20 protein-coding genes are annotated in these 23,301 nt (G+C 67.6%); 12 read left to right on the forward strand and 8 right to left on the reverse strand.

All coding sequences use genetic code 11. The features are described 5' to 3' along the window. Window positions 1–11: 11 nt before the first annotated feature. The 3 genes from KHO22_RS16825 to KHO22_RS16835 form a co-directional block, all read right to left on the reverse strand. Entirely contained in the window at window positions 12–1,316 is a 1,305-nt protein-coding gene (locus KHO22_RS16825; RefSeq protein ID WP_420839610.1) for a 3-isopropylmalate dehydratase large subunit, read from the reverse strand. After that, a complete protein-coding gene (locus KHO22_RS16830; protein WP_211948290.1) occupies window positions 1,313–2,326 on the reverse strand; it encodes a tripartite tricarboxylate transporter substrate binding protein in 1,014 nt (337 codons plus the stop codon). Before KHO22_RS16830 ends, KHO22_RS16825 begins: the two co-directional genes overlap by 4 nt. Window positions 2,327–2,443: 117 nt before the next feature. After that, the gene (locus KHO22_RS16835) at window positions 2,444–3,226 is read right to left on the reverse strand and encodes a GntR family transcriptional regulator (RefSeq protein ID WP_211948291.1); all 783 of its coding nucleotides are present in this window, start codon (window positions 3,224–3,226) and stop codon (window positions 2,444–2,446) included. Between the two features lie 673 nt (window positions 3,227–3,899). Here KHO22_RS16835 and KHO22_RS16840 point away from each other — a divergent pair. The 7 genes from KHO22_RS16840 to KHO22_RS16870 all read left to right on the forward strand — a co-directional run bounded on the left by KHO22_RS16840 (window position 3,900) and on the right by KHO22_RS16870 (window position 11,351). Continuing rightward, the gene (locus KHO22_RS16840; protein WP_211948353.1) at window positions 3,900–5,426 is read left to right on the forward strand and encodes a hypothetical protein; all 1,527 of its coding nucleotides are present in this window, start codon (window positions 3,900–3,902) and stop codon (window positions 5,424–5,426) included. A 199-nt stretch (window positions 5,427–5,625) separates the two neighbouring features. After that, the gene (locus KHO22_RS16845) at window positions 5,626–6,069 is read left to right on the forward strand and encodes a hypothetical protein (RefSeq protein ID WP_211948292.1); all 444 of its coding nucleotides are present in this window, start codon (window positions 5,626–5,628) and stop codon (window positions 6,067–6,069) included. 5 nt (window positions 6,070–6,074) lie between these two features. Then, window positions 6,075–6,770, forward strand: a complete 696-nt coding sequence (locus KHO22_RS16850; RefSeq protein WP_420839612.1) for a C39 family peptidase — start codon at window positions 6,075–6,077, stop codon at window positions 6,768–6,770. Window positions 6,771–6,780: 10 nt separating this feature from the next. Then, window positions 6,781–7,677 carry a flagellin gene (locus KHO22_RS16855; protein WP_211948294.1) on the forward strand — a complete coding sequence of 299 codons (897 nt, stop codon included), beginning with the start codon at window positions 6,781–6,783 and terminating at the stop codon, window positions 7,675–7,677. A gap of 78 nt (window positions 7,678–7,755) precedes the next feature. Then, window positions 7,756–9,237 carry an acetate kinase gene (locus KHO22_RS16860; protein ID WP_211948295.1) on the forward strand — a complete coding sequence of 494 codons (1,482 nt, stop codon included), beginning with the start codon at window positions 7,756–7,758 and terminating at the stop codon, window positions 9,235–9,237. Between the two features lie 174 nt (window positions 9,238–9,411). Then, window positions 9,412–9,924, forward strand: a complete 513-nt coding sequence (locus KHO22_RS16865; protein WP_211948296.1) for a DUF1269 domain-containing protein — start codon at window positions 9,412–9,414, stop codon at window positions 9,922–9,924. A 290-nt stretch (window positions 9,925–10,214) separates the two neighbouring features. Continuing rightward, complete coding sequence (locus tag KHO22_RS16870) at window positions 10,215–11,351, forward strand: ABC transporter substrate-binding protein (RefSeq protein ID WP_211948297.1); 1,137 nt, start codon at window positions 10,215–10,217, stop codon at window positions 11,349–11,351. 119 nt (window positions 11,352–11,470) lie between these two features. On the opposite strand, the gene KHO22_RS16875 is transcribed toward KHO22_RS16870, so the two are convergent. Continuing rightward, window positions 11,471–12,361, reverse strand: coding sequence for a LysR family transcriptional regulator (locus KHO22_RS16875; RefSeq protein ID WP_211948298.1), 891 nt, complete (start codon window positions 12,359–12,361; stop codon window positions 11,471–11,473). 115 nt (window positions 12,362–12,476) lie between these two features. Here KHO22_RS16875 and KHO22_RS16880 point away from each other — a divergent pair, with 115 nt between their 5' ends. From KHO22_RS16880 to KHO22_RS16895, 4 genes are all read left to right on the forward strand, one after another. Then, a complete protein-coding gene (locus KHO22_RS16880) occupies window positions 12,477–13,838 on the forward strand; it encodes an acyclic terpene utilization AtuA family protein (protein WP_211948299.1) in 1,362 nt (453 codons plus the stop codon). A 13-nt stretch (window positions 13,839–13,851) separates the two neighbouring features. Continuing rightward, window positions 13,852–14,196, forward strand: a complete 345-nt coding sequence (locus tag KHO22_RS16885) for an AtuA-related protein (RefSeq protein ID WP_211948300.1) — start codon at window positions 13,852–13,854, stop codon at window positions 14,194–14,196. 54 nt (window positions 14,197–14,250) lie between these two features. Further along, window positions 14,251–15,219, forward strand: coding sequence for a Bug family tripartite tricarboxylate transporter substrate binding protein (locus tag KHO22_RS16890; RefSeq protein WP_211948301.1), 969 nt, complete (start codon window positions 14,251–14,253; stop codon window positions 15,217–15,219). Between the two features lie 205 nt (window positions 15,220–15,424). Continuing rightward, on the forward strand, window positions 15,425–16,453 hold the full coding sequence (locus KHO22_RS16895) for an MBL fold metallo-hydrolase (RefSeq protein WP_211948302.1): 1,029 nt from the start codon (window positions 15,425–15,427) through the stop codon (window positions 16,451–16,453). Here KHO22_RS16895 and KHO22_RS16900 read toward each other — a convergent pair. Next, window positions 16,450–16,983 carry a c-type cytochrome gene (locus KHO22_RS16900; RefSeq protein ID WP_230426910.1) on the reverse strand — a complete coding sequence of 178 codons (534 nt, stop codon included), beginning with the start codon at window positions 16,981–16,983 and terminating at the stop codon, window positions 16,450–16,452. The genes KHO22_RS16895 and KHO22_RS16900 overlap by 4 nt on opposite strands. Before the next feature lie 103 nt (window positions 16,984–17,086). Further along, window positions 17,087–18,817, reverse strand: coding sequence for a pyrroloquinoline quinone-dependent dehydrogenase (locus KHO22_RS16905; protein WP_211948304.1), 1,731 nt, complete (start codon window positions 18,815–18,817; stop codon window positions 17,087–17,089). A 312-nt stretch (window positions 18,818–19,129) separates the two neighbouring features. Between KHO22_RS16905 and KHO22_RS16910 the strand changes: the two genes are divergently transcribed. Further along, entirely contained in the window at window positions 19,130–19,795 is a 666-nt protein-coding gene (locus KHO22_RS16910; RefSeq protein WP_211948305.1) for an ankyrin repeat domain-containing protein, read from the forward strand. A gap of 27 nt (window positions 19,796–19,822) precedes the next feature. Here KHO22_RS16910 and KHO22_RS16915 read toward each other — a convergent pair whose 3' ends face one another. Together KHO22_RS16915 and KHO22_RS16920 are read right to left on the reverse strand one after the other, a co-directional pair. Continuing rightward, the gene (locus KHO22_RS16915; RefSeq protein WP_230426903.1) at window positions 19,823–20,941 is read right to left on the reverse strand and encodes a YVTN family beta-propeller repeat protein; all 1,119 of its coding nucleotides are present in this window, start codon (window positions 20,939–20,941) and stop codon (window positions 19,823–19,825) included. Between the two features lie 50 nt (window positions 20,942–20,991). Next, window positions 20,992–23,232 (reverse strand): TonB-dependent receptor, encoded by a 2,241-nt coding sequence (locus KHO22_RS16920; RefSeq protein WP_230426904.1) that lies wholly within the window; start codon window positions 23,230–23,232, stop codon window positions 20,992–20,994. Window positions 23,233–23,301 lie beyond the last annotated feature (69 nt).

Genomic DNA, 23,301 nt, shown 5'->3' on the forward strand with positions numbered 1-23,301 from the left:
CAAAACCTGGTTCAGAGCAGGGTACGGGGATCGGTGATGCGCCCGGTCACGGCGCTGGCGGCGACCGTCAGCGGCGAGGCCAGCCACACGGCGCTGCCGGCATCGCCCATGCGCCCGGAGAAATTACGCGCGGTCGAGGCAATGGCCCGGCTGCCGGAGGGGAAGCGCGCGGCGCCATAGCCGGCGCAGGCGCCGCAGGCATTGGGAAGCAGTTCGGCGCCGGCCTCGGCAAGGATGGCCAGGGTGCCTTCGCGCTGCGCCTGCTGCTGGTCGCGCACGGAGGCAGGCGCCACCTGCAGGCTGACGCCGGGTGCCACGCGCCGGCCCCGCAGCACCTGCGCGGCCATGCGCAGGTCGTCCAGCTTGGCGCCGGTGCAGGCGCCAAGGTAGGCGATCTGCACGGCTTCGCCGGCAGCCTGCTCCACCGGCGCACTGTTGGCCGGCGAATGGGGCGCGGCCACCTGGGGCGGCAGGGCGCCGGCATCGAAAACGTGGGTGGCCAGCAGCGGCGCGCCGGCATCGGTGCGCCAGTGGGCAAGGTCGATGCCGGCCAGAGTCGGCGCCGGCACGCCTGCCGCCGCAAGCCAGTCCAGCGTGATGGCATCGGGCGCCACCAGGCCGGTCTGCGCGCCAAGCTCGGCGCTCATATTGGCGAGCGTCATGCGCTCCTGCATGGAAAGGGCCGCCACGGCGCTGCCGGCGTACTCGATGGCTTCGTAGCGGCCGCCGCCCAGGCCCAGCCGCGCGCACAGGAACAGCATCATGTCCTTGGCACAGACGCCGGGCGCAAGCGCGCCGTCCCATTGCAGCCGGATGGTCTGCGGCACGCGCAGCCAGATCTCGCCCGTGGCCAGCACGCCGGCCATCTCGGTGGCGCCCACGCCGAACATGTAGGCGCCGAACGCGCCGCCGGTCGGGCTGTGGCTGTCGCCGCCGACGATCAACCGGCCGGGGAGCACATGGCCGTGCTCGGGCAGCACGACATGGCAGATGCCCTCGCCGTCGATCAGGTGCGCGCCGCTGCGGCGCGTCCAGTCGCGCGTGAAGTGCAGGATCGCTTCGGCCGCCGGGTCGCTGGCCGGCACGAAGTGGTCGGTCACGACCACGTAGCGCGACGGGTCCCACACGGTCGTGCCCAGCGTCTCCAGCAGCGGTGCGACACGGCGCGGACCGCTGGAGTCGTGCGACATCGCAAGGTCGACCCGGCATATCGCCAGCGAACCCGGTTCGGCATATTCCTGCCCGCTGGCGCGTGCCACCAGCTTCTGGGCGAGCGTTGCCGGACGGGTGGGCGCGGAGACAGCGGCCATGTTCATTCCGGGGTGGCTCCCGAATATTTCACCACGGTGGCCCAGCGCTTCACGTCCTGCTTCACGAACGCGGCGAACGATTCCGGCGTGGTGCCGAGCGGCTGCGCGCCGTCCGCCTCCAGCCGCTTGCGCACGGCCGGCGCCTCCAGGCCCTTGTGGGCAGCCTGGTAGAGGGCCTGCGTCACGTCCGCCGGCAGCCCGGCCGGTCCGAACAGTCCAAACCAGGCGCTGGACTCGAAGCCCTTGACGGTCGCGCCGATCGGCGCGGCGCCCGGAAACTGCGGCAGCGGCGCGGCGCTGGTCACGCCCAGCACCTTGAGCTTGCCCGCCCGCACGTGCGGCAGGACATTGAGCGTGCTCGCGAACATCAGGTCGCACTGCCCGGCAAGCAGGTCCGTGATGGCCGGCGCGGTGCCCTTGTACGGAATGTTCACGATGTAGGTATGGGTCATCATCTTGAACATGTCGCCGGCCAGGTGCACCGACGAACCGACCGAGCCGATGGCGAAGTTCAGCTTGCCGGGCTGCGAGCGCGCCAGCTGGATCAGTTCGGGTACGTTGTTGGCGGGCAGCCGCGGGTTTGCCACGAGCACGCTGGGCACCGTGGCCACCAGCGTGATGGGCGTGAAGTCCTGCACCGGATCGAAGGGCAGCTTCTTGTAGAGCGTCGCGTTGATGGTATGGCTGGTGAAGCTCATCAGCAGCGTGGACCCGTCGGGCGCGCTCTTGGCGACCAGGTCGGCGGCGATGTTGCCGCCCGCGCCGGGGCGGTTCTCGACCACGACTGGCTGCCCCAGTTGATGGGACATTTCCTGGGCGATGCTGCGGGCCAGCGTGTCCGTGGTGCCGCCGGCCGGTGCGCCCACCAGGATGCGGACGGCCTTGCCGCCGGCGATCTGCGCATCAGCCGTCATCGGGATCGCGCACAACGCCAGCACACAGGCACCTGCAGCGGCGCGAAGTCGGGGGGCGAGTGAACGTCCATGGGGGGACGTGCGCGGACGGAACGACGGCATGACGGCAGCTCCTTGCGAAAAGTGATCACGAGTGCGCAGTATCGCCCGGGATCGCGCCCGCGTGGGGCCATCCCAATGGCGTGGCAGGGCGCTTGACGCGCCTGCGGTGGCCCGGCGTCAGTCGCGCAGGCCGGGGCGGGTTTCGTTCTCCACCCAGACGTTGGTGCTGTCGGCACCGGCCGGGGACAGCTCCATGCGGTACTCGTAGCGATCCGGCCGGTACTGGCCCAGCAGGAACTGGACCGGGCGGCCGTCGGCGTCCTTGACCACGCGGCGCACCGCCAGCAAGGCGCCACCGACCGGCACGTCGAGCAGCGGCGCGACCACCACGTCGGCGAGGCGCGCCGACAGGACCTGGCTGGCGCGGCCAAGCCGCACGCCGCTGCTTTCCAGCAGGCGCAGCACCGGCTGCTCCTCGAGCGCCTTGCGCGTGATCGTGCGGCCCAGTTCGGCGGGCAGGTAGACCGTGATATGCGACAGGGGCCGGTTGCGGTAGTGCCGCACGCGGATGATCTTCACCACCGGATCGCCGGGCGAGAGCCCGAGCGCCTCGGCCACTTCCGGCGTGGCGTGGACCTCGTCGATCGAGATCACCTTCACCGCCGTCTTCTGGCCCATGTCGATGATGTTGTCGAGCAGGCTGGCGCCGCGCTCTTCGGTCGTCGTGGCCGGCTTGACCGGATGTGGGTTGACGAAGGTCCCCAGCCCGCGGTGCCGGCGCACCAGCCCTTCCTGGACCAGCCGGTCGAACACCCGCCGCATGGTCACGCGCGATGCGTGGAATTGTTTGGCCAGGTCAATTTCGCCCGGCAGCGGTCCCTGGCCAAAGCGGCCTTCGACGATCTGCTGGCGCAGTACCACGTAAATCTGGTGATACAGGGGAACGACGGCTTCGCTCATGGTTTCGCTTGCGGGGACATGACAAGTCTGTAATGCCTCTAATGTACTGTAGATCAGACATAAGTCCTAGATGGACAGTGCAATGAGCGGGTTTCGGCACCGCGGCGACCGCAAATCTGTTGCAACGGTGCACCTGAGCTCGGCAGGCCCGATTCCGGCTGGGCGCGGGACCCTGCAATGTCTTGCCTGAGCCGCTGCCATCGGGCTTTGCGGCATGCGACCCCAAGGCAATATCCGGGGTGCGCCAGGCCACAGAAAGGACTGCCGGCCTGTGCATCGCCGGGCACCCTGTTTCAGCGCCGATACGCACTCAGGCGCATCGGGCATTCCCGAGGACGGCCGCTAACCCACTGAAAATAATAGGTTTCTGCTCTGGGGCGAAAAACCGCCCAGCAGGCAGGCGGGACTCCGTGTCACATCGGTGTGACATGTCGGTTGCGATGCACTGCGGCGAAGGCGGGGTGAGATCGCCCAGTGCCCCGGAAAGTTCCCCGCAATGTCTGGCAAGCCCTTGTCGCGCAAGGGATTGCAAATTCGAGTGCAGAAGCTGGCACCGATTATGCGCAAGGGGAGTCTGGTTTGGCGCGGTGCCGGACCGAACCTCCAGCCATCGTTCGGGATGAGCGTTGGACGGGGGCTGAGCCGCTGTGTGAAATTCTCCTGGGAGCTTCATATGAACAAGACTTTACTAGCGTCGGCGATTGCCCTGGCCTTCGGCTTTGGCAGCCAAGCAATGGCGAACCCGACAACCAACGCAGGCGATAGTGGCACGAGCAACACGCAGACTGCGACGGCTACGTCGACTCAGGGCGGCGGCGGTGCCCAGGCGAATGAGAATTCACACTCGGTCAATGTCAGTGGCAACACCAGCACCGACACCGATACAAGGACCTCGACCAGGACCTCGACCAAAACCATCACCAAGACGTCGACCAAGACCATCAATCGCGCTGATCAGGACATGAGCGGCTATGGCAATGCGGCCGCCGCGAACGGCAGCGTGGCCACAGCCAATTTCTCCAATTCATTCAACCACAGCAAGGCGCTGGCGATCAGCAAGCTGAACGGGACAGTCTCCAATAACTCCTTCGCTCCGGTAGGTAACTATGCCAGCAACGCTGGCAATACGACTGCCGGTTCCGGTGGTGCCGGCGGCAAGGGCTATGGCGGTACCGGCGAAGGCGGACATGGCGGTAACGGCGGTAACGGCGGCAACGGCGGCAGCGGCGGTTCGGGCGGTAGCGCTACCAATGGCAGCGCCACCAACGGCAGCGCCACCAACTTTGGCGCGCACGCTGGTGATGGTGGCAATGGCGGCAAGGCGTCTGGTTGGGCGGGCGGCGGTGGCGACGCCAAGTCCTATGGCGGCGACGCGCTCAGCGCTGCCGGCAGCAAGGGCGGCGGCGGTGGCGATGCATACGTCAAGGGCGGCGGTGCTCTGAGCGCTTCGCTTGGCGCTGGCGGCCGCGGCGGCAGGGCTGGCTCCGGCGGCGGTGACGCCCTCGGTGCGAGCGGTGCCCTGGGCGGTCTGGCTGGTTCGGCTGGCGGCGCGGGTGGCAACAGCGGTAGAGCCAACGGTGCGGGCAACGACTCCAGTGGCGCAGGCGGCGCAGGCGGCGCAGGTGGCGCAGCGACCGGTACCAACACGGCTGGTGCAGGCACTGGCACGGGCGGCGCGAGCAGCGCGACCGGCGGTGCGGGCGGCGCAGGAACCTCGAGCGCAGGCGCAGCCGGCGGTGCTGGCACTGGTACCGGTGGTGCTGGTGGTGCTGGCGGTGCGGCGACATCGACGGCGTCGGGTGGCGCATCCGGCAGCACTGGCGGCGCAGGCGGGACGCAGGTTAGCGCTGGCGGTGCCGGCGGTGCCGGCGGTGCTGCCACGAACGGCAGCGCATCGAGCTCTGCCAGCAACGGTAGCGCCACGGCCGGCAACGGTGCGGTGGGTGCTACGGGTGGTGCCGGCGGCGCGGGTGGCACCGGCGCTGGTGGTACCGGCGGTACCGGCAACGGTGCGGTCGGCGGAGCCGGCGGTGCTGGTGGCTACATCGCCGTCAGTGCTGGCTCGTTCACCATGTCCAACGTCATGACCAGCGTTGGTCAGACGGCTGCTGGCATCATGATCGCCACGCAGAACAATGGTGCCGGTTCGCTGGTGCAACACAGCGTCAACATGCAGGCTAACCTGAATGTCGGCAAGTGAAGTCTGAGCGGCGCCGTCCGGCCAGTCGCAATCATGGCAGGCCGGATGGCGCCGATGGAAGCTTCACGCGGCCAGGAGCGGCATCCCCGGGGTGTGGTTCGCGCCGGATGATGCCTGTCTCCTGGCATGTCAGCCTGTGAGGATCGCCGCGACCGGGTCGGATGGGGCCTGGTCGCGGCGAGCAACAAGGAGACGCACCATGCGACCGATTCGCACCGCAGTCACCATTCTGGGGACGGCATTCCTGGCTTGGCCCTTCGCGCAAGCCATGGCGGATCCCATGGCGGACCCTGCCTCCGCAGCAGCGCAAGCCAGCGGGGCCAGCGTCATTGGCATTGGAACAGAGGCCGTCGCCAAGACGGACCTGAGCACAGGGGCCCAGCGCAACCCGTTCGGCCCGAAGGTAGTGGCAGTTGCGAGCGACAAGCTCGATGGCGTGCGCGGTGGGGCCGAACTGGTCGTCAACGACATGCGCCTGCACGGCACGGTGGCGGATAACAGCACCGTCAACCCGATATCCGGCAACAATATCGTGTCGGACGGCGCGTTTGCCAATGCAGCGGGCATACCGACTGCAATCCAGAACAGCGGCAACAGCGTGCTGATCCAGAACGCGACCATCATCAACGTCCAGTTCAAGTGATGACGATGTTTCGACGGGTGGTGCAGGGGGTTCTGTCGTTCGCGCTGGCTCTGGGAAGCACGTCGCCCGCGCTCGCGGACCGGGTGGCGATATACGGGCCGGTCGGCGAATACTACAGCGTGCCGGTGACCAGCCTGCGCGAAGCCCGCTTCAAGACCACGGTCCGGCAGCAGTACGATTTCAGTTGCGGCTCAGCCGCCGTGGCGACGCTGCTGACCTTCCAGTACGGCGAATCCGTGAGCGAGGAACTGGCATTTGCCAACATGTTCGTCAATGGCGACCAGGACAAGATCCGGCGAGAGGGCTTTTCCCTGCTGGACATGAAGCGCTTCCTGGAGTCGCGGGGCTATCTGGCCGATGGTTATGAATTGCCCCTGTCCAAGCTGGAGGAAACGCAGATCCCCGCGATCGTGCTGATCTCCGAAGGCGGCTACCACCACTTCGTGGTGGTCAAAGGGGTCAAGGGCAACCGCGTACTGATCGGCGATCCTGCGCGCGGCACGCGCTCCATTTCCCGCGAACATTTCGAGAGCATCTGGGAGAGCCAGTTGCTCTTCGTGATCCATAACCGTACCGAACTGGCACGGTTCAATCTTGCAGCCGACTGGCGCGTCGCGCCAATGGGCCCTTACTGGATGGGAGTCAACCGGGACAGCCTGTTCTTCACCGTCATGCCAAAGCATGGCGCCAGCGATTTCTGAGGAACACATCATGCTCGAGACATCCGCTTCATTTCCTTGCCTGCCCGGCGGCCGATGCGGCCCGGCGGGGCAGGCAACCGTCATGTTGCTGCTCGGGGCCGGCATGGCCTATGCCGGTACCGTGCATGCCAACGAACAAACCCTGCCGGACCCGCTCGATGCAGGCGCGGTTCCGGCGCAGGCGGCGCTCGCCAGCGGCGACGATGCGCAGCCGGCCCCCCCTGTTGCAGCCGCGCGCGGCGACATGACGGGCTGGAAGCCCGTCGCTCAGGAACGGCTCGACGAAATGCGGGGCGGGTTTGATGCAGGCGGACTGCAGGTTTCGTTCGGCATCGAACGCGCCGTGTACATCAACGGTGCCCTGACAGTGGCGACCAGCCTTAATATTCCGGATGTGGGCAGAATCACGACGGAGCAGGCTTCACGCCTGGCCTCGACCCTTGGGCCGTCGATCGTCAGTGCGACCCAGGCGGCTGTCAACAGTTCGGTGGCAGGCGCCGGGGCGGGTGCCGGGGCAGGCGCCGGGGCAGGCGCCGGCAGCTCAGCCAGTGCAACGGGCAGTGCGGGGGCAGCAGGCTCCAGCAGTGCCTCGGCCGCAGGGGCAAGCTCCGTAGCGACCGGCGCAGCCGGAGCTGCCGGCTCGCCGATGACGACGATCGCCACGGCCACGGGCCAGGTCATCACCAACGGGGCCCTGACCATTATCCAGAATGGTCCGGGCAATACTGCGAACGTGGGAGCGCTGGCGGGCTCGGCGGGAACCATAGTCCAGAACTCGTTGAACAACCAGAGCATCCGGAGTGTGATGACAATCGACGCAGGCGTGAATACACTGCAGGCATTCCGGTCACAGCTGGCCAATACGGCGCTGAACAGCGCGCTGATGCGGGCCGCGAGCATGAGGTAGTCGTAGCGAAGGCATAGCGCAGTGCAGGTAGCGGACTCCTGCCTAATCAGTCCGCCGTCCCGGGGGAGGATAGACGTCATGAACAAGCGGTCGATGCAGAGCATCCGGAACGCTGGATGCTCGACGTTGCTATTGGTCGGAGGGCTGGCACAGGCCCAGACCTCGCCGGATGTGGGGCCATCGTCTGCTCCAGGCATCGAAGCCCTGCAACACCAGTTGACCGAGCAACAGGGCCAGCTGGAAGCCATGAAGCGGGCGCTGGCCGAGCAGGACGCTGTGATCAAGGAACTGCGCAGCGTGATCGGCGACGATGTCCTGGCGCGAAAGCGTGGTGGTGCGGGGCCGGGCATCACGGGCGGGGACAATGCGACCAATGCCGCGACCGCCGCGGCAGCTGCCAGCGCCGCGCAGAGTACCCCCAATCCCGTCAATGCGCCGCAGCAGGTTGTGGGCCAGCCGCAGCAGGCTCCCGTGCAGGCCCAGCAGGGGCAGCAACCCCAGCAGGGCCAACCTCAGCAGGGCCAACCTCAGCAGGGTGAGTCGGCGGACTCGCAGGTGGCCGGTGTGGACGAGCCCGTGGGTCGTCCGCCCGAGCGTGATACGCGGCCGCCAGAAATCGCGCCGATCACCGACCAGCCCGGCGTGCTGACCGGCGAAGGGAAGCTGGTAGTGGAGCCAGGTTTCCAGTACGGCTACTCCTCCAACAACCGTGTTGCCCTGGTCGGCTACACGGTAATTCCCGCAATCCTGATCGGCCTTGTCGACGTGCGCGAGGTCAAGACCACCACATACCTTGCTTCCGTCGCGTTGCGCTACGGCATCACCAAGCGACTGGAAATTGAAGCGAAGGTGCCATACGTCCACAGTTCCGGGTCCACGGTCAGTCGTGAGATTTTCACCGGCACGGCGGTCGACAACGTATTCAATTCCAGTGGCAGCGGCCTTGGCGACGTGGAAGCGACGCTGCGCTACCAGCTCAACTACGGCACTGAAAAGATGCCGTACTTCATCGGCTGGCTGCGCTACAAGTCCAACACCGGCAAGGACCCGTTCGAGGTCGTCACCGATTGCGTGACGCGCTGCGTTGGCAACGCGACCGGCACTGGCCTGCCCCTCGGCCTGCCTACCGGTACGGGCTTCCAGGCGATTCAGCCAGGCATCACCTGGCTGTTGCCGACCGACCCGGCCGTGTTCTTCGGCACCTTCAGCTACCTGCACAACTTCGCGCGCGACAATGTCAGCCGCACCGTGCTCAATGGCGACAAGGAGTTCCTGGGCAAGATCGCCCCGGGGGACATCTTCGAGTTCAGCTTCGGCATGGGCCTGGCGCTCAACGAGCATGCCTCGTTCTCGATCGGCTACGACCAGGCCATCATCTGGCCGACCAAGCAGAACGGGCAGACGGTGCCAGGGTCGGTGCGCGTGACGCAGGGCACGCTGCTGGTGGGCTACTCCTATCGCTTCAACAACCGCTACACGCTGAACCTCTCGGTGGGCGCGGGCCTCACGCGCGATACGCCTGACCTGCAGGTCAATGTGCGTCTGCCGATCACATTCTGAAGCGCTGTTCCGGCGTTTGTGGCGCGCGTGACCGACGCGCGCGTCACATCGCCAGGCCACCGGATACGCCGCCTTGCACTCGCTGCATGAACGGCGTACAAAGAAATAACCCCGTCCCGCAGACGGTACTTGCAGCACACGCACAGCCGGGGCGGCCTGAAAAAGGAGAGAGACATGCGCAAACGCATCTTCTGGTTGTTGCCCGATCTGGCCAGTGCCCGACGTACGATGGACGACCTCCTGCTGGCCCGCGTGGAGAACAGCCACATCCACTTCGTGGCGCGCGACGGCGCCGACATGACGGGCCTGCATGAAGCCAATCTGTTCCAGACTTCCGACATCATCCACGCCGCAGAAATGGGGCTGATGGTGGGGGGCGGCGTGGGCCTGTTGGCCGGTGCGGTCGTAGCCATGTTCCCGATCGTCAGCGACACTCCACAGTGGGGGCTGGTCGGCGTGCTGGCCGTGCTCGGCGCGGTGTTCGGTGCCTGGTCCGCGAGCATGATCGGCAGCTCGGCGCCCAACAGCCGCCTGCGCGCGTTCGAGAAGGACATCGAAGCGGGCAAGATCCTGCTGATGGTCGATGTACCGCGCGGCCGTGTCGAGGAAGTCGAAATGCTGCTGCAGCAGGCCCATCCGGAAGCCGCGTTCGCCGGCCTGGATCCGGCCGTGCCGGCATTCCCCTGAGGCACGCCTTTCTGTCCTGAACGCAGGGCGGCACTCCTCTCCCCGCGCGCCCGCGTGGCGCGCCATGATGCGCGTCTGCACGCGCGTCCCCGCATCGCACCCGCGCCGGCAGCCGGCGCCGGTGTGATGCCGCAGCAACACCCTCCCTATCCGCCGTTTGCCCCGACACCCTGCTTCGGGTAATTTGCGAAGCGTGGCATTCGCGCCGTCAGTGTGATTCGCATGGCGGAGCCGTCGGCGACAGCCACGCTACAACAACAGCACGCCACCAAGGCGGAGGGGTCAAGACGATGAAGGCAATATGGTTTGCGTGCGGCATGCTGGCCGCCACGCTGGGTTTCGCCGCGCCTGCGGCATTGGCGGAGCCGGGTGTCAGCAAGGCGGCGATCCGCATCGGACAATCGGCAGGCGTGACCGGGCCGGTGGCGGGTTCCGTCAAGGAACAGATCGAAGGCGCGCAGGTATACCTGCGCGCGGTCAACGCGAACGGCGGTGTCGCGGGACGTCGCATCGAGCTGGTGACGCTGGACGATGGCTTCGACGCGAAGCGCACACCGGACAATGTGCGCAAGCTGTTGCAGGACGAGAAGGTCTTCGCGCTCTTCATGGTGCGCGGCACGCCGCAGAACGAAAGCATCCTGCCGATCATCGCGACGGAGAAGGTGCCGCTGGTGGCGCCGCTGACCGGCGCGATCACGCTGCATCGCCCGGTCAATCGCTACGTCTTCAACGTGCGCGCCAAGTACCAGGATGAAGTCGCGCGTGCGATCAACCACCTGGCGACCTCGGGCATGACGCGCATCGCCATCGTCTACGCCAGCGACGGGTTCGGCAAGGATGTATTCGAGGGCTTCAACATCGCGCTGCAGGCGCGTGGCGTGCAGCCGGCAGCGTCCGCCAGCTTTGCCCGTCCGATGGGCGACATCACGCAGCAGGTGGCGACGGTGAACAAGGCCGATCCGCAGGCGGTGCTGGTGATCGGCTCGGGTTCGGAGGCGGCGCGCGTGATCCGTGATATGCGCAAGGCCGGCAGCCAGGCGCAGTTCGTCACGCTGTCGAACAACGCGGCCGACTCGTTCATCAAGGAACTTGGCCCGGATGCCCGCGGGCTCATCATCACGCAGGTCGTACCGGGCATGAACTCGAGCCAGATGTCACTGGCCAGCGAGTACCGCAGCCTGGCGCGGCAGCAGAACGTGGACCCGACCAACGCCGGCATGGAGGGCTTCATGTCCGCGAAGGTGCTGGTGGAAGGGCTGCGCCGCGCGGGCCCCGACCTGACCCGCGAGCGCCTGGTCGCGGCGCTGGAGAACCTGCGCGACTACGACCTCGGCGGCATTCTCATCAGCTACAGCCCGGCCCGCCACACGGGGTCGTCCTTTGTCGAGATGTCGATCGTCTCGTCGACGGGCAAGCTGATCCGCTGAGTCATCGAAGGCAGGGCGTACCCATTTCTGCGTGGTGCTTTGCCCTGCCTCGCATGCCCCGCTGCATGGGCGCAGCAGCGGGGCAAAAACCCGCAAAGCGTACCCAATTCTGCGTGCGCTCAGGCCCGGCGGCGGTAGTGTTCACGCAGGCAATCGATCATTGCCGCCGCCGCGGCCGAGTCGCCACGCTCGCGCAGCCGCACCAGGCAGATATCCCTGACCAGCGACGGCATCTGCAGCGGCCGGATAGCCAGCCCCTCGCGCAGGAACTGGAACAGCGCCAGCGACGGCACCACGCTGACGCCAAGCCCGGCCTGCACGAGCGCGGCGACCGTGGCCAGGTGTTCCACTTCCATCACGGCGCTGAGCTTCAGCGGATGCAGCGCGGCATCCAGGTGCTGGCGCACGCTGCTGGTCCGCGACAGGTGGATGAATGGCTGGCCCGCCAGCATCTGCGGCGTGATGCGGCGCTTGCGCGCCAGCGCGTGCGTCGCCGGGCAGACCAGGTGGAAAGTGTCGTGCACCAGCGGCTCGACGCTCAGGTCGTCGTCCTGGGCAGGCGCCGGGGCCAGCGCAAAGTCGGCACGCCCGCGCCGGACCATATCGATGCAGCCGTCGGCCAGCTGGTCGAACAGCTCCAGTGCAATGCCCGGGTAGCGCTGCCGGAAAGCCGCCAGCAACGGCGGCAGGTCGCCGCCGGCAATCGACGGCAGCGCCGCGATGCTGACGCGGCCCTTGCGGCGCTCGGCGTGGGCGCGCAGGTCCTCGAACGCGGCTTCGAAATCGGCCAGCAGGCGCCGCGCGGTTTCCTCGAAGCGCAGGCCGTCGGCGCTCAGCTCGACATGCCGCGTGGTGCGTTCGAACAGGCGGCTGCCGGCCTGCTCCTCGAGGGTCTGGACCAGCGCGCTGAACGCCGACTGCGACAGGTGGCACGCACGCGCGGCGCGCGTGAAGTTGCGATGGGTGGCAAGCGCCACGAAGGCGCGCAGGTGCTTGACGGAGAGGTTCATGGCGGTCCCGCCAGATTCATCTGGTAAGTCGCTAGATTAATCCAAATAATCCATTTTTTGGTTGATTGAACCGGCCCTAGAATGACCTGGAACCGAATCAACCGCCCCAGACACCATGACCGCTCCCCTGCTGATCGGCTCCGGCGCCGGCTTCTCCGGCGACCGCACCGATGCCGCCCTGCCCGTCGTGCGCACCCTGATCGCGGCAGGCGGACCCGCCGCGCTGATCTTCGAGACGCTGGCCGAGCGCACGCTGGCGCTGGCGCAGCTGGCCCGGCGCAACGACCCGGCGGCCGGCTACGAGCCCTTGCTCGATGCCTTGCTGACGCCCGTGCTCGCCCTCTGCCTGGCCAATGGCATTCCCATCATCGGCAACTTCGGCGCGGCCAATCCGCGCGGCGCGGCGGCGCGTGTGCGCCAGCTTGCGCGGGAGCTTGGGCTGCCGGCGCCCCGCGTGGCGGTGGTGGAGGGGGATGACCTGTCGCACGATGCAGGCCGCGCGCTGCTGCGCGCCATCGTCGGGCCGGATTTCCCCGAGGCGCGCTTCGTCTGCGCCAATGCGTATATCGGCGCACGCGGCATTGCCGATGCGCTGCAGGCCGGCGCGCAGGTGGTGGTCTGCGGCCGCGTGGCGGATCCCGCGCTGGCGGTGGGACCGGCCATGGCGCACTTCGGCTGGTCCTGGCAGGACTGGGACCGGCTCGCGGCGGCAACCATGGCAGGGCACCTGCTCGAGTGCGGCGCGCAGGTCACCGGCGGCTACTTTGCCGATCCCGGCAGGAAAGACGTGCCGGACGTGCATGCCGTGGGCTTCCCGATCGCGCAGCTTGACCAAGCCGGCGGCATCGAGATCTTCAAGGCCGCGGGTACCGGCGGCTGCGTGGACCTGCGCACGGTCAAGGAGCAGTTGCTGTACGAGGTCCACGACCCGGCGGCGTACCTGACGCCGGACGTGGTGGCGGATATCAGCGCGGTCACGGTCGCGCAACTCGGCCCCGATCGCGTCGCGGTGCGCCATGTGCGCGGCCATGCGCGGCCGGAACAGCTCAAGGCCAACCTGTTCTTTCACGGCGGCTGGATGGCGGAAGGCGAGATTTCCTACGCCGGCCCGAATGCCGCCGCGCGCGCGCGGCTGGCCGCCGATATCGTGCGCCGGCGCATGGCGCTGCTCGGGCATGACGTGCCCATCCGCTTCGACCTGATCGGCGTGCTCAGCGTACTCGCCGACGATGCGGGCCGGATGCTTGCGCAAGCGGGCCCGCACGAAGCGGCCGCCGAGGACGTGCGCCTGCGCGCCGCGCTGGCGCATGAGGACGTCGCGGTCGCGCAGGCCCTGCTGCGCGAGGTCAATGCGCTGTATACGTGCGGCCCGGCGGGCGGCGGCGGCGTGCGCACGGCGCAGCGCGCGCGGCTCAATGCCATGTCCTGCCTGGTCCCGCGCGACGCGGTGGCGCCCGGCCATACCTTCATCGACTGAGCGGAGCCCCGACATGACCGCCACTGCAATGCTCTACCAGTTCGCCCACGGCCGCACCGGCGACAAGGGCAACCGTTCCAACATCAGCGTGATTGCCTACGACGCCCGCGATTTCGGCCACCTGGTCGAACACGTGACCGAGGACGCCGTGCGTACGCTGTTCCGCGACCGCCAGCCGACCGCTGTCACGCGCTATCTCGTGCCGTCGCTGCAGGCCATGAACTTCGTCATCGACGGCGTGCTCGACGGCGGCGTCAATGACGCCCTGAATCTCGACGCGCACGGCAAGGCGCTGTCGTTCCGCGTGCTGCAGTTGCAGATCCCGTTGCCGCCGCGGCTGGCCGCGCCGGGCACCTGAGCAGACGCTTGCCGGCTTCCCTATCCAATAAAGACCCCTTAACAGGAGACATCCATGCCAGGTATCCACAGGATCCTTTCCGCCGCCGTATTCGCCCTGTCCGCGCTGCCCGCGGCACAGGCGCTCGCCGAGTATCCGGACAAGCCGATCCGCTTCGTCGTGCCGTTTGCGGCCGGCAGCGCCACCGACCAGCTGGCGCGCGCGATCGGGCAGGCCGTGACGGTGGACAGCAAGGTCACCGTGGTGGTGGACAACAAGCCCGGCGCCAACGGCTTCATTGCCGCCAGCGATGTCGCCAAGGCCAGTGCCGACGGGTATACGGTCCTCATCACGACCAACACCACGCACGCCGCCAACGAGCACCTGTTCCGCAAGCTGCCCTATGACCCGGTCAAGGACTACACGCCCGTCACGGCGCTGGGCCGCGGTGGCCAGATCATGGTCGTGAACCCGCAACTGCCGGTCAGGACCGTGGGCGAGTTCATCGCGCTGGCGAAGAAGCAGCCAGGCAAGCTCAGCTTCGGCAGCGGCAGTTCGTCGTCGCGCATCGCCGGCGAACTGTTCCAGCAGATGGCGCATGTCGAACTGCTGCATGTGCCTTACAAGAGCAACCCGCTGGCCGTGACCGACCTGCTCGGCAACCAGATCCAGATGATGATCACCGATACCGCCACCGGCCTGCCGCAGGTCAAGAGCGGCAAGCTGCGCGCGCTCGGCGTATCGGGCAAGACCCGCTCGCCGCTGGCGCCGGATGTCCCGACCATCGACGAGGCGGGCGTCAAGGGCTATGAGATGAGCTACTGGTTCGCGGCGTACGCGCCGGCCGGCACGCCGCCCGCGGTGGTCAACAAGCTCAATGCCATGCTGGTGAAGGCCGCGCGCAGCGACACCGCCGCGAGCTTCTACCAGGGCACCGGCACGGAAGTGTTCACGAGCACGCCGGCGGAACTCGCCCGCTTCCAGCAGCAGGAATCGGCCAAATGGGGCCGCATCATCAAGGCCGCGAATATACAGCCTGAATAAGGGGAGCGCGAATTTCACCTGCAACGGGGCCATCGGCCCCGTTTGACTTACGCAGAAGTAGGTACGCTTTTGCATGGGGGCTAACCGCTAGCCCTTGTCGCGCCTTAAGATACGCATTCGGCTGGCTGCATCGGCAAAATCTCCGCGACGGCCCGGCCATGCCAGCCGCCTGCGTCCGGAACGCGAATCAAAACAGGAACGTGACATGAAGCTGCCGAATGCCTTGAGGACCCGTCGATTTGCCGGTTCCCTCGTTGCCGGCGTGGCCCTCGCTGGCTCGGCTTTGCCGCCGGCCATGCCCGCCGCGCATGCCGCGCCGCCCGCGCAGGTCAGGACGCAGGCGCCGGGCTACTACCGCATGATGGTGGGACAGTTCGAGGTGACGGCACTCTACGACGGCTACATCGACCTGGACCCGAAGCTCTTCAAGTACACCAGTGCGCGCGAAGTGCAGCGCCTGCTGGCACGCAGTTTCGTGAGCTCGACGCCCGGCATGCAGACCGCAGTCAATGCGTATGTGGTGAATACCGGCAGCCATCTCGTGCTGGTCGATGCCGGCGCTGCGGGCTGCTTCGGGCCGACGCTGGGCCAGATCGCCACCAACCTGCGCGCGGCCGGCTACGAGCCGGCGCAGGTCGACACCGTGCTCCTTACGCACCTGCACGGGGACCATGCCTGCGGTCTCGTTTCCGGCGGGCAGGCGGTGTTTCCCAATGCCACGGTATACGTCGACAATGCCGACGCCAACTACTGGCTGAGCGATGCCAATGCCGCCGCGGCCGGCAAGGACAGCCAGGCATTGTTCGGCATGGCGCGCGATGCCGTGGCGCCATACCAGGCCGCCAAGCGCTTCCGTACCTTTGACGCGGTCACGGGGACGGAGCCGGTGCCGGGCGTGCGCACGGTCGCTGCCCACGGCCACACGCCGGGGCATACCGGCTACCTGTTCACCTCGGGCAAGGAAAGCCTGCTGCTGTGGGGCGACATCGTCCACAACCATGCGGTGCAGTTCCGCCGGCCATCGGTGTCGATCGAGTTCGATGTCGACAGCCATGCCGCGGCGATCACGCGCGGCCGGATCCTGGCCGATGCGGCAAAGGGCAGGTTGTGGGTCGGCGGCGCGCACCTGCCGTTCCCGGGCATTGGCCACGTGCGCCGGGACACGGTCGGCTATGAGTGGGTGCCGGTGGAGTTTGGCCCGATCCGCGAGGACAAGCTCGCACCGCAACGCTAATTCAGGTTCGTGATGTAACTGGCAAGGTTGCGGATATCGTCATCGCTCAGGTTGCGCGAGACGCTGGTCATGTTGCCCGCGTCATTGGTGCGCCGCCTGGCGCGGAAGTCTTCGAGCTGCTTCACGATATAGGCGTAGTGCTGTCCCGCCACGCGCGGGATCTCGTTCTGGCCCGAGAACCCGCCAAGGTGGCACATGGTGCATAGCACCTCCGCGGCCTTCTTGCGCCCCGCTTCGACGCGCGCGGCGTCGACCTTGTAAGTGGAAGGCAGCGGTTTCTGCGCGGCGAAATAGTCGGCCAGGTCGAGCATGTCCTCGCGCGAGAGTGGCGCGGCCATTGGCGACATGTCGGAGTTGCTGCGGCGGCCTTCCTTGAAGTCGCGCAACTGCAGGTAGAGGTAGCGGGAGTTCTGGCCGGCCAACTGCGGGTGGGCCGGGTTGGTCGAGTTGCCTTGCGGGCCGTGGCAGGCCACGCATACCTGGGCCTTGGCTTGTCCGGCAGTGGGGTCCGCGCGGGCCATGCCGCCCATGCCGCCGGCGCACAGCAGCAGTCCCAGCGCCAGCAGTCGCCTTGACGGGAGGCTGCGGCGCTGTGGAATCAGGTCTGCCATGACGCGTTGCCCGCGTCGGGCTTTACTGCACGGCAAAGACGAAGATGCTGTTGCCACGCTTGAAGTCGAGCTGCGTATTGCCGCCCGCGGCCACGGCGATGTACTGCTTGCCACCAACCATGTAGGACACCGCTGGCGCATTGACACCCGCGCCGCACTGGAACTCCCACAGCTTCTTGCCGGTCGCCGCGTCAAAGGCGCGGAACAGGCCATTGCCCTCGCCGTTGAACACCAGGCCGCCCGCGGTTGCCAGCACGCCACCGATCAGCGGCTGGTCGGTCTTGAAGTCCCACTTCACCTTGCCCGTATCGATATTGACCGCCGACAGCTTGCCCCACTGCTGCTCGCTCGGGATCGTCTTGAAGGCGCCGCCGAGCCAGAGCTTGCCGCCCGGGTACGGCGCGTCTTCCACCTGGTACGTCATCGGCTGGTGCAGGTTGGCCGCATAGGCCAGGCGCAGCTTCGGGTTGAACGCCATGGGCGACCATTCTACGCCGCCGTTGGCACCGGGCAGCATGCGCGCGCCGGCCGCCGTCGGCAGCGTCCACATGTTTTCCTGCGGCACCATGGCATCCGAGAAGCGGATCAGGCGTCCGTCGCGGCGGTCATGCACATAGACGTGGCCAGTCTTGCCGCCATGGATCACGCCGGGAATCATGGCGCCCTTCTCGTCGCGCACATCGACCAGGATCGGCGGGCTGACCGCGTCCAGGTCCCAGACGTCATGGGCGATATATTGCGAGTGCCACTTGTAGGCGCCGGTGTTGAGATCGATGGCGACGATCGAGTCGGTGTACAGGTTGTCGCCCGGGCGGATGGCGCCGTACAGGTCAGGCGACGGGTTGCCCACGACGAAGATCACGAGCTTGTTGGCGCGGTCCACTGCGGGTGCCATCCACACGCCGCCGCCCAATTTCTTGTAGAAGTCGCTGCCCTTGTCGGCCAGCATCTTCTTCTCGGCGGCAATGTCGCGCTTCATGTCGCGGCCGGTCGCGTCCTTGGTGGCCCAGACGCCTTCATGACCTTTCTCGGGAATCGTGTAGAAGGTCCACAGGAGCTTGCCGTCGTTGGCGCCGAACGCCTTGACGAAGCCGCGGATGCCATACTCGCCGCCGTTCGTGCCGATCAGCACCTTGTCGTCGATGACGACCGGTGCCATGGTTTCCGAATAGCCCAGTTCAGGATCGGCGATCTGCGTTTCCCAAAGCAGCTTGCCGGTCTTCGCGTCCAGCGCCACCAGCTTGGAATCGAGCGTGCCCATGTAGAGACGCTCGCCGCTGATCGCCACGCCGCGGTTATTCGGGCCGCAGCAGAAGGTCGTGACCGGCCCCATCTTGTGCTTGTAGTGCCAGAATTCCTTGCCGGTCACCGCGTCGACGGCGTAGACGTGGTTGTACGAAGTCGTGAGGAACATCACGCCGTTGACCACGATGGGCGCGGTTTCCATCGACTCCATCACGGCGGTCTGGAAGATGAACGCGGGCCGCAGCCTGGCGACGTTCTTGGTGTTGATCTGGCTGCCGGCGTAGTAGCGCGTCTGGCCATACGAGCCGTTCGAATGCAGCCAGTCGTTGCTGTTGGTCAGCGCGCCGTCGAGTTGTGCCTGGGTGACGGGACGCAGCGCGCCGGACATTGGCGCCCCCGAGGTGGTCGCACTGCCCTGGACCTCGTCGGCGCCGTGCGCGGCGGAGGCAACCAGGGTCAGGAGCAGCAGGGGAAGGGCATGCCGGGAGAGACGACGGACAGAGAGCATGGGACGCTCCTTTTTTCGATTCTTGTAGCCCCGGCGCGCCTGTCTCGTGCGCCGGCAGTGCATGCGCTGGCGCTCGGTCGGACATCAGCGCGGCGCACGAACTGGCCCGGCCGCGCAACGAAGTGGTCCGAGGTGAGGGCAGTATAGGCAAGAATGTGCACAAGACAACCAGTAGGCGCGGGCTTATGCGCTGCAGCGCAAAAACCGCGCAATGATCCCTGCATTGCAGCATTCCACGCTGCGCTTGAATTTGTGCTTTGCGCACACCAAACTTAGCGGCAGCCGCTCCGTGAGAGCCGAAAGGAGTCGCAGATGAACCGCGCAGTGCAGAGAGTTTCCATGTTGGGGCTGTGCCTGCTGGGGGCACTGTGGCTGCAGGTGCCAGTGCGTGCCGAGGATGACGTCAGCCTGAATGCCCGGCTGCTGGCGTCGGCCCGCGCTGGTGACGAGGCCGGCGTGCGCGGCGCGCTGCAACAAGGCGCCGCGGTCGATTCGCGCAACCGGATCGGCGATACCGCGCTGATCACTGCGGCCAAGCGCGGGCTGGCCGGCATGGCGCGCACGCTGGTCGATCACGGTGCCAATGTCAGCCAGCCGAACCTCCAGGGTGTCACGCCGCTGATGGCGGCAGCGTATGGCGGCTACCAGGACATTACCGCGATGCTGCTGGAGCGCCATGCCGACCTCAACGCGACGGACCGCATCAGCAAGACCGCCATGGTCTACGCCGCCGGACAGGGGCAGGCGGGCGTGGTCAGGCAGTTGCTCGATGCCGGCGTGGATGTCAACGCGCGCTACCAGCATGGGCTGACGGCGCTGATGTGGGCGGCCGGCTACGACAAGGGCGAGGTCGTGCAGCTGCTGCTGTCGCGCGGGGCCGATGCGGCCCTGCAAGACGACCGCGGGCTGACCGCGCGCGCGATTGCCGAGCAGGCCGGCGCGAAGGCCGCGGCGGGCGCCATGGCCGCGCGCCAGTAGCCGTGTAGCCGCCCGGCGGCTGGCGCCTCAGGGGGCGTCGATCGAGCCGACGCTCTTCGGATAAGTCACGACGCCCCACGCGAGCGGCAGGCCGTCGATCTGCTGCACCGGCTGGTAGGTGCGCGCGTCGAACACCTGCACCGCGTTCGAACGCCCGCACGCCACCAGCAGGCGGGCGTCGTCGGGCGTGAAGCTGAAATGCCAGCAACGCTTGCCCACGGCAATATCGGCCAGCGGCGCGTAGCTCTGTCCATCGAACACCTGCAGCGTATCCGCGCGCGACGCCGCCACGAACACGCGGGCCCCGCTGCGATCGAACGTGATGCCATAGGGTCCGGTGCGCGTCGGTACGGTGCGCAGCACGCGGTAGTCGTCGGCGGCCAGCACCAGGAATGCGTTGGCGGATTCCAGCGTCACCACATAGCGGCTGCCGTCGGGGCTCGCCCGGATGCCGCGCGGACGCGAGCCGGCGGGCATGGGCAGGCGTTGCAGCTGCCGGCCGCTCGCCTTTTCGTAGACGGTGACCGTATCGTCGCCTTCATTGGTGACCAGCATCAGGCGTCCATCGCGCGAGAACTCGATGCCCTCGGTTTCCAGACCGCTGCGGATCGTGCGCGCCACGCGCCAGGTCCGCAGGTCGACCACGGCGATTTCTGCCGGCAGTGGCTTGTCGTCGCTCTTGCCCGTCTCCCTGGGCGGCGTTGGCGCGCCCGGCTTTCCCGGTGGCCCGGCCCGCTCGCCCGGCTCAAAGGTGACAAAGGCTTCGCCGCCGGCGACGCGCACGAATTCGGGGTTCTGGCCGATCGGCACGCGCCTCACCTCCTTGCCCGCCGCCACGTCGATCACGGACATGTCGCCGGTCTCCTTGTTTGCCGTCAGCAGGTACTTGCCGTCGGCGGTGAGTGCCAGCCCACGCGGACCCTTGCCCGCGGTGGCCGGGCCTGGCAGCCGCTCCATGCGTTCGAGGTCGATCACGGCGATGCCGGCGCCTTCGGTCGAAACAAAGGCCTGCGCGGCGCGGGCCTGGCCCGTCCCGGCCAGCACCGCGGCAAGCCCCAGCAGCGCGGCGGCACAGCGGGATGTCGATGGGGATGTCGATGGGGATGTCGATGGGGATGTCGATGGGGAGGTCGATGGGGAGGTCACAGGGGCTCCTTTGCGGGAAATCGGCGACATCGGGGTGCGACGCCGGTGGTTCATCGTCCGTCCCACTCGTAGCGCACGCCGACCAGGAAGAGCCGCGGCGCACCGGGCGCGACAAAGCGCTCCACCGGCACCGCGGCACCCGGCTGCAGCAGCGCTCCGCCCGGGAACAGGTTGTAGCCGGCCTGGCCATAGGTGGCGTAGCGCCGGTCGAACACATTGTCGATGCGGCCGTAGACCTGCCAGCGCGGCAGGAACTGCCAGCTCGCGCGCAGGTTCAGCAGCAGGTAGCCGCCGGTATCGGACAGGCCCGGGGTCTGCGCGTTCGGCGCACTCAACGCGCCATCCTCGTTGCCGGCCACCGGCCGCGACGACGATACCAGCAGGTCGCCGCCCACGCTCAGCGCCGCGGTGGCGCGCCAGTCGGCGCCGAGCTTGAAGCTGTGCAGCGGGATGCCTGCCAGGCGTGTGCCGGGCTGCACCATCACGGGCGCGGCAAACGGTGTCTGCAGCGTTCCCTGCGCCTGGTAGCTGGCCTGTGTATAGCTGTATCCGGCGCGCAGCGTCAGGCGGCCAAGGCGCTGGCGCAGGCCGAACTCCACGCCCTGGTTGCGCGTCTTCGGAAAGTTGGAGAAGTACCCCAGCGGGCTGACCGGGGAACGCTGGAACACGATGTCGTCGCGATTGTCGCTGCGGTACAGCGCCAGCGTGACCTCGGTGGCATCGGCCGGCTGCCAGCGCCCGCCGAACTCCAGCGTGCGGGTCACCACCTGCCGCAGAAACGGGTCTGCCTGCAGCCCCGTGGGCAACTGGCAGGCGTTGGCGGGATCGGCGCAGCCGAGTTCGATGGCCGTGGGCATGCGCGTGCCCTGCGAGGCCGAGCCGAACACCACCAGCCGCTCCAGCAGCCGATGCGTCAGGCCAAGGGAAGGGTTGAGCCGCGAATAGGTGAAGCTTTCGTCGGACTGGGTGGGGAGACTAAGCAGCGTATGTCGGCGCCCCTGGTTCCAGCGCGCCGCCAGCGTCAGGAAGGTCCCGTCCAGCAAGCGCATGGTGTCCGTGGCGAACAGGCCAATGGTGCTGTCGCGCCCGTCCAGCGCGGCCTGGGTCAGCACCGGCGCGCCGGCATCGGCCACGGTATTGCGGGCATCGTCGAAGCTGGCCTGCTGCGTGGTCTGCGTGTAGCGCGAACGGTTCATGTCGAGCGCCGCGCCCAGCGCAAAGCGGTGCGTGTCGCCGTCATGCGACCATTGCATCGACGCGCCGTAGCTGGTCTCGCGCACCGTGGCGCTATTGAGCACGGCATTGGCCGGCGCATCGTCGGCCTCGCATTCCGCGCTGCCGGCGTGGCCCTGGCAGCCGAGCGCGGTGTCGAGGTAATCGTTGCTGATATCGCCGCTGTTGGCGTGCGTGCGGGTCTGCCGCAGGTAGAGGGTCAGCTGCAGCTGGTCCTGCGCGTTGAACTGGTGCGCGCCGTTGAGGGCCACCTGCAGCGAACGGGACCGCGTCTCGTCAGGCGCGGTGTAGATGGCGCGGCGGTCGGCGGCATAGAGACTGTCGGGCGTCAGGCCATTGCCGGTCAGCCGGCTGTTGCTGCCCAGCACGCTCACATGCCATTGTGTGCCGCTGGTGGAGCGGCCCAGCTTGAAGAACAGGTTGCCCAGGTCGCTGTCGGAACGGTCGCGCCAGCCGTCCTCGCGCCAGCCCGTGCCTGCGACGTAGGCGTGCCAGCCATCGCCAAGCCGTTGGCCGGCGCTGACATCCAGGCGCGCACGGCCGTAGCTGCCCACGCTCAGGTCAGCCTCCACGCCCGGGTGGGTCTCGCCGGACTTGGTCTGCAGCGCCAGCGCGCCGCCCAGCGTATTGAGCCCATAGAGCGGATTGCTGCCCGGCACCAGCGTAATGGTGCTGAGCGCGGCCTCGGGGATCGCGGCCCAGTGGATGACGTCGCCCAGCGCCGCGTTCTGGCGCACGCCGTCCAGGTACAGCGACAGCCCTTGCGCCGACCCGAGCGTGGGGGAAAGCCGGTAGCCGCGATAGAGGATGTCCTGGGCGAACGGATTGCCTTGCGCGTCGTTGACCACCACGCCGGTCATGGTTTCGGCCAGGAAGGCCGACAGGTTCGGTGCCTTGACACGTTCCAGATCGCCGTCGGTGGCGGTCTGCGCATTGCCGGCAAAGGCCTGCCGCTCGATCGTGAAGCCCGGCAGCGGGGTGGGCGCGACGACCGTGACTTCGCGCAGGTTGTGGACCTGGTCGGCCGCCGCTTCGTTGGTGTCTTGTTGCGCTGCCACAGGCCATGACACAGGCAGCGCCAGCGCGCCCAGGCAAGGCACGACCCGGAGCGGACGAGTGCGGCAACG

The sequence above is a fragment of the Cupriavidus yeoncheonensis genome, from assembly GCF_905397275.1.
Taxonomy (GTDB): Bacteria; Pseudomonadota; Gammaproteobacteria; order Burkholderiales; family Burkholderiaceae; genus Cupriavidus; species Cupriavidus yeoncheonensis.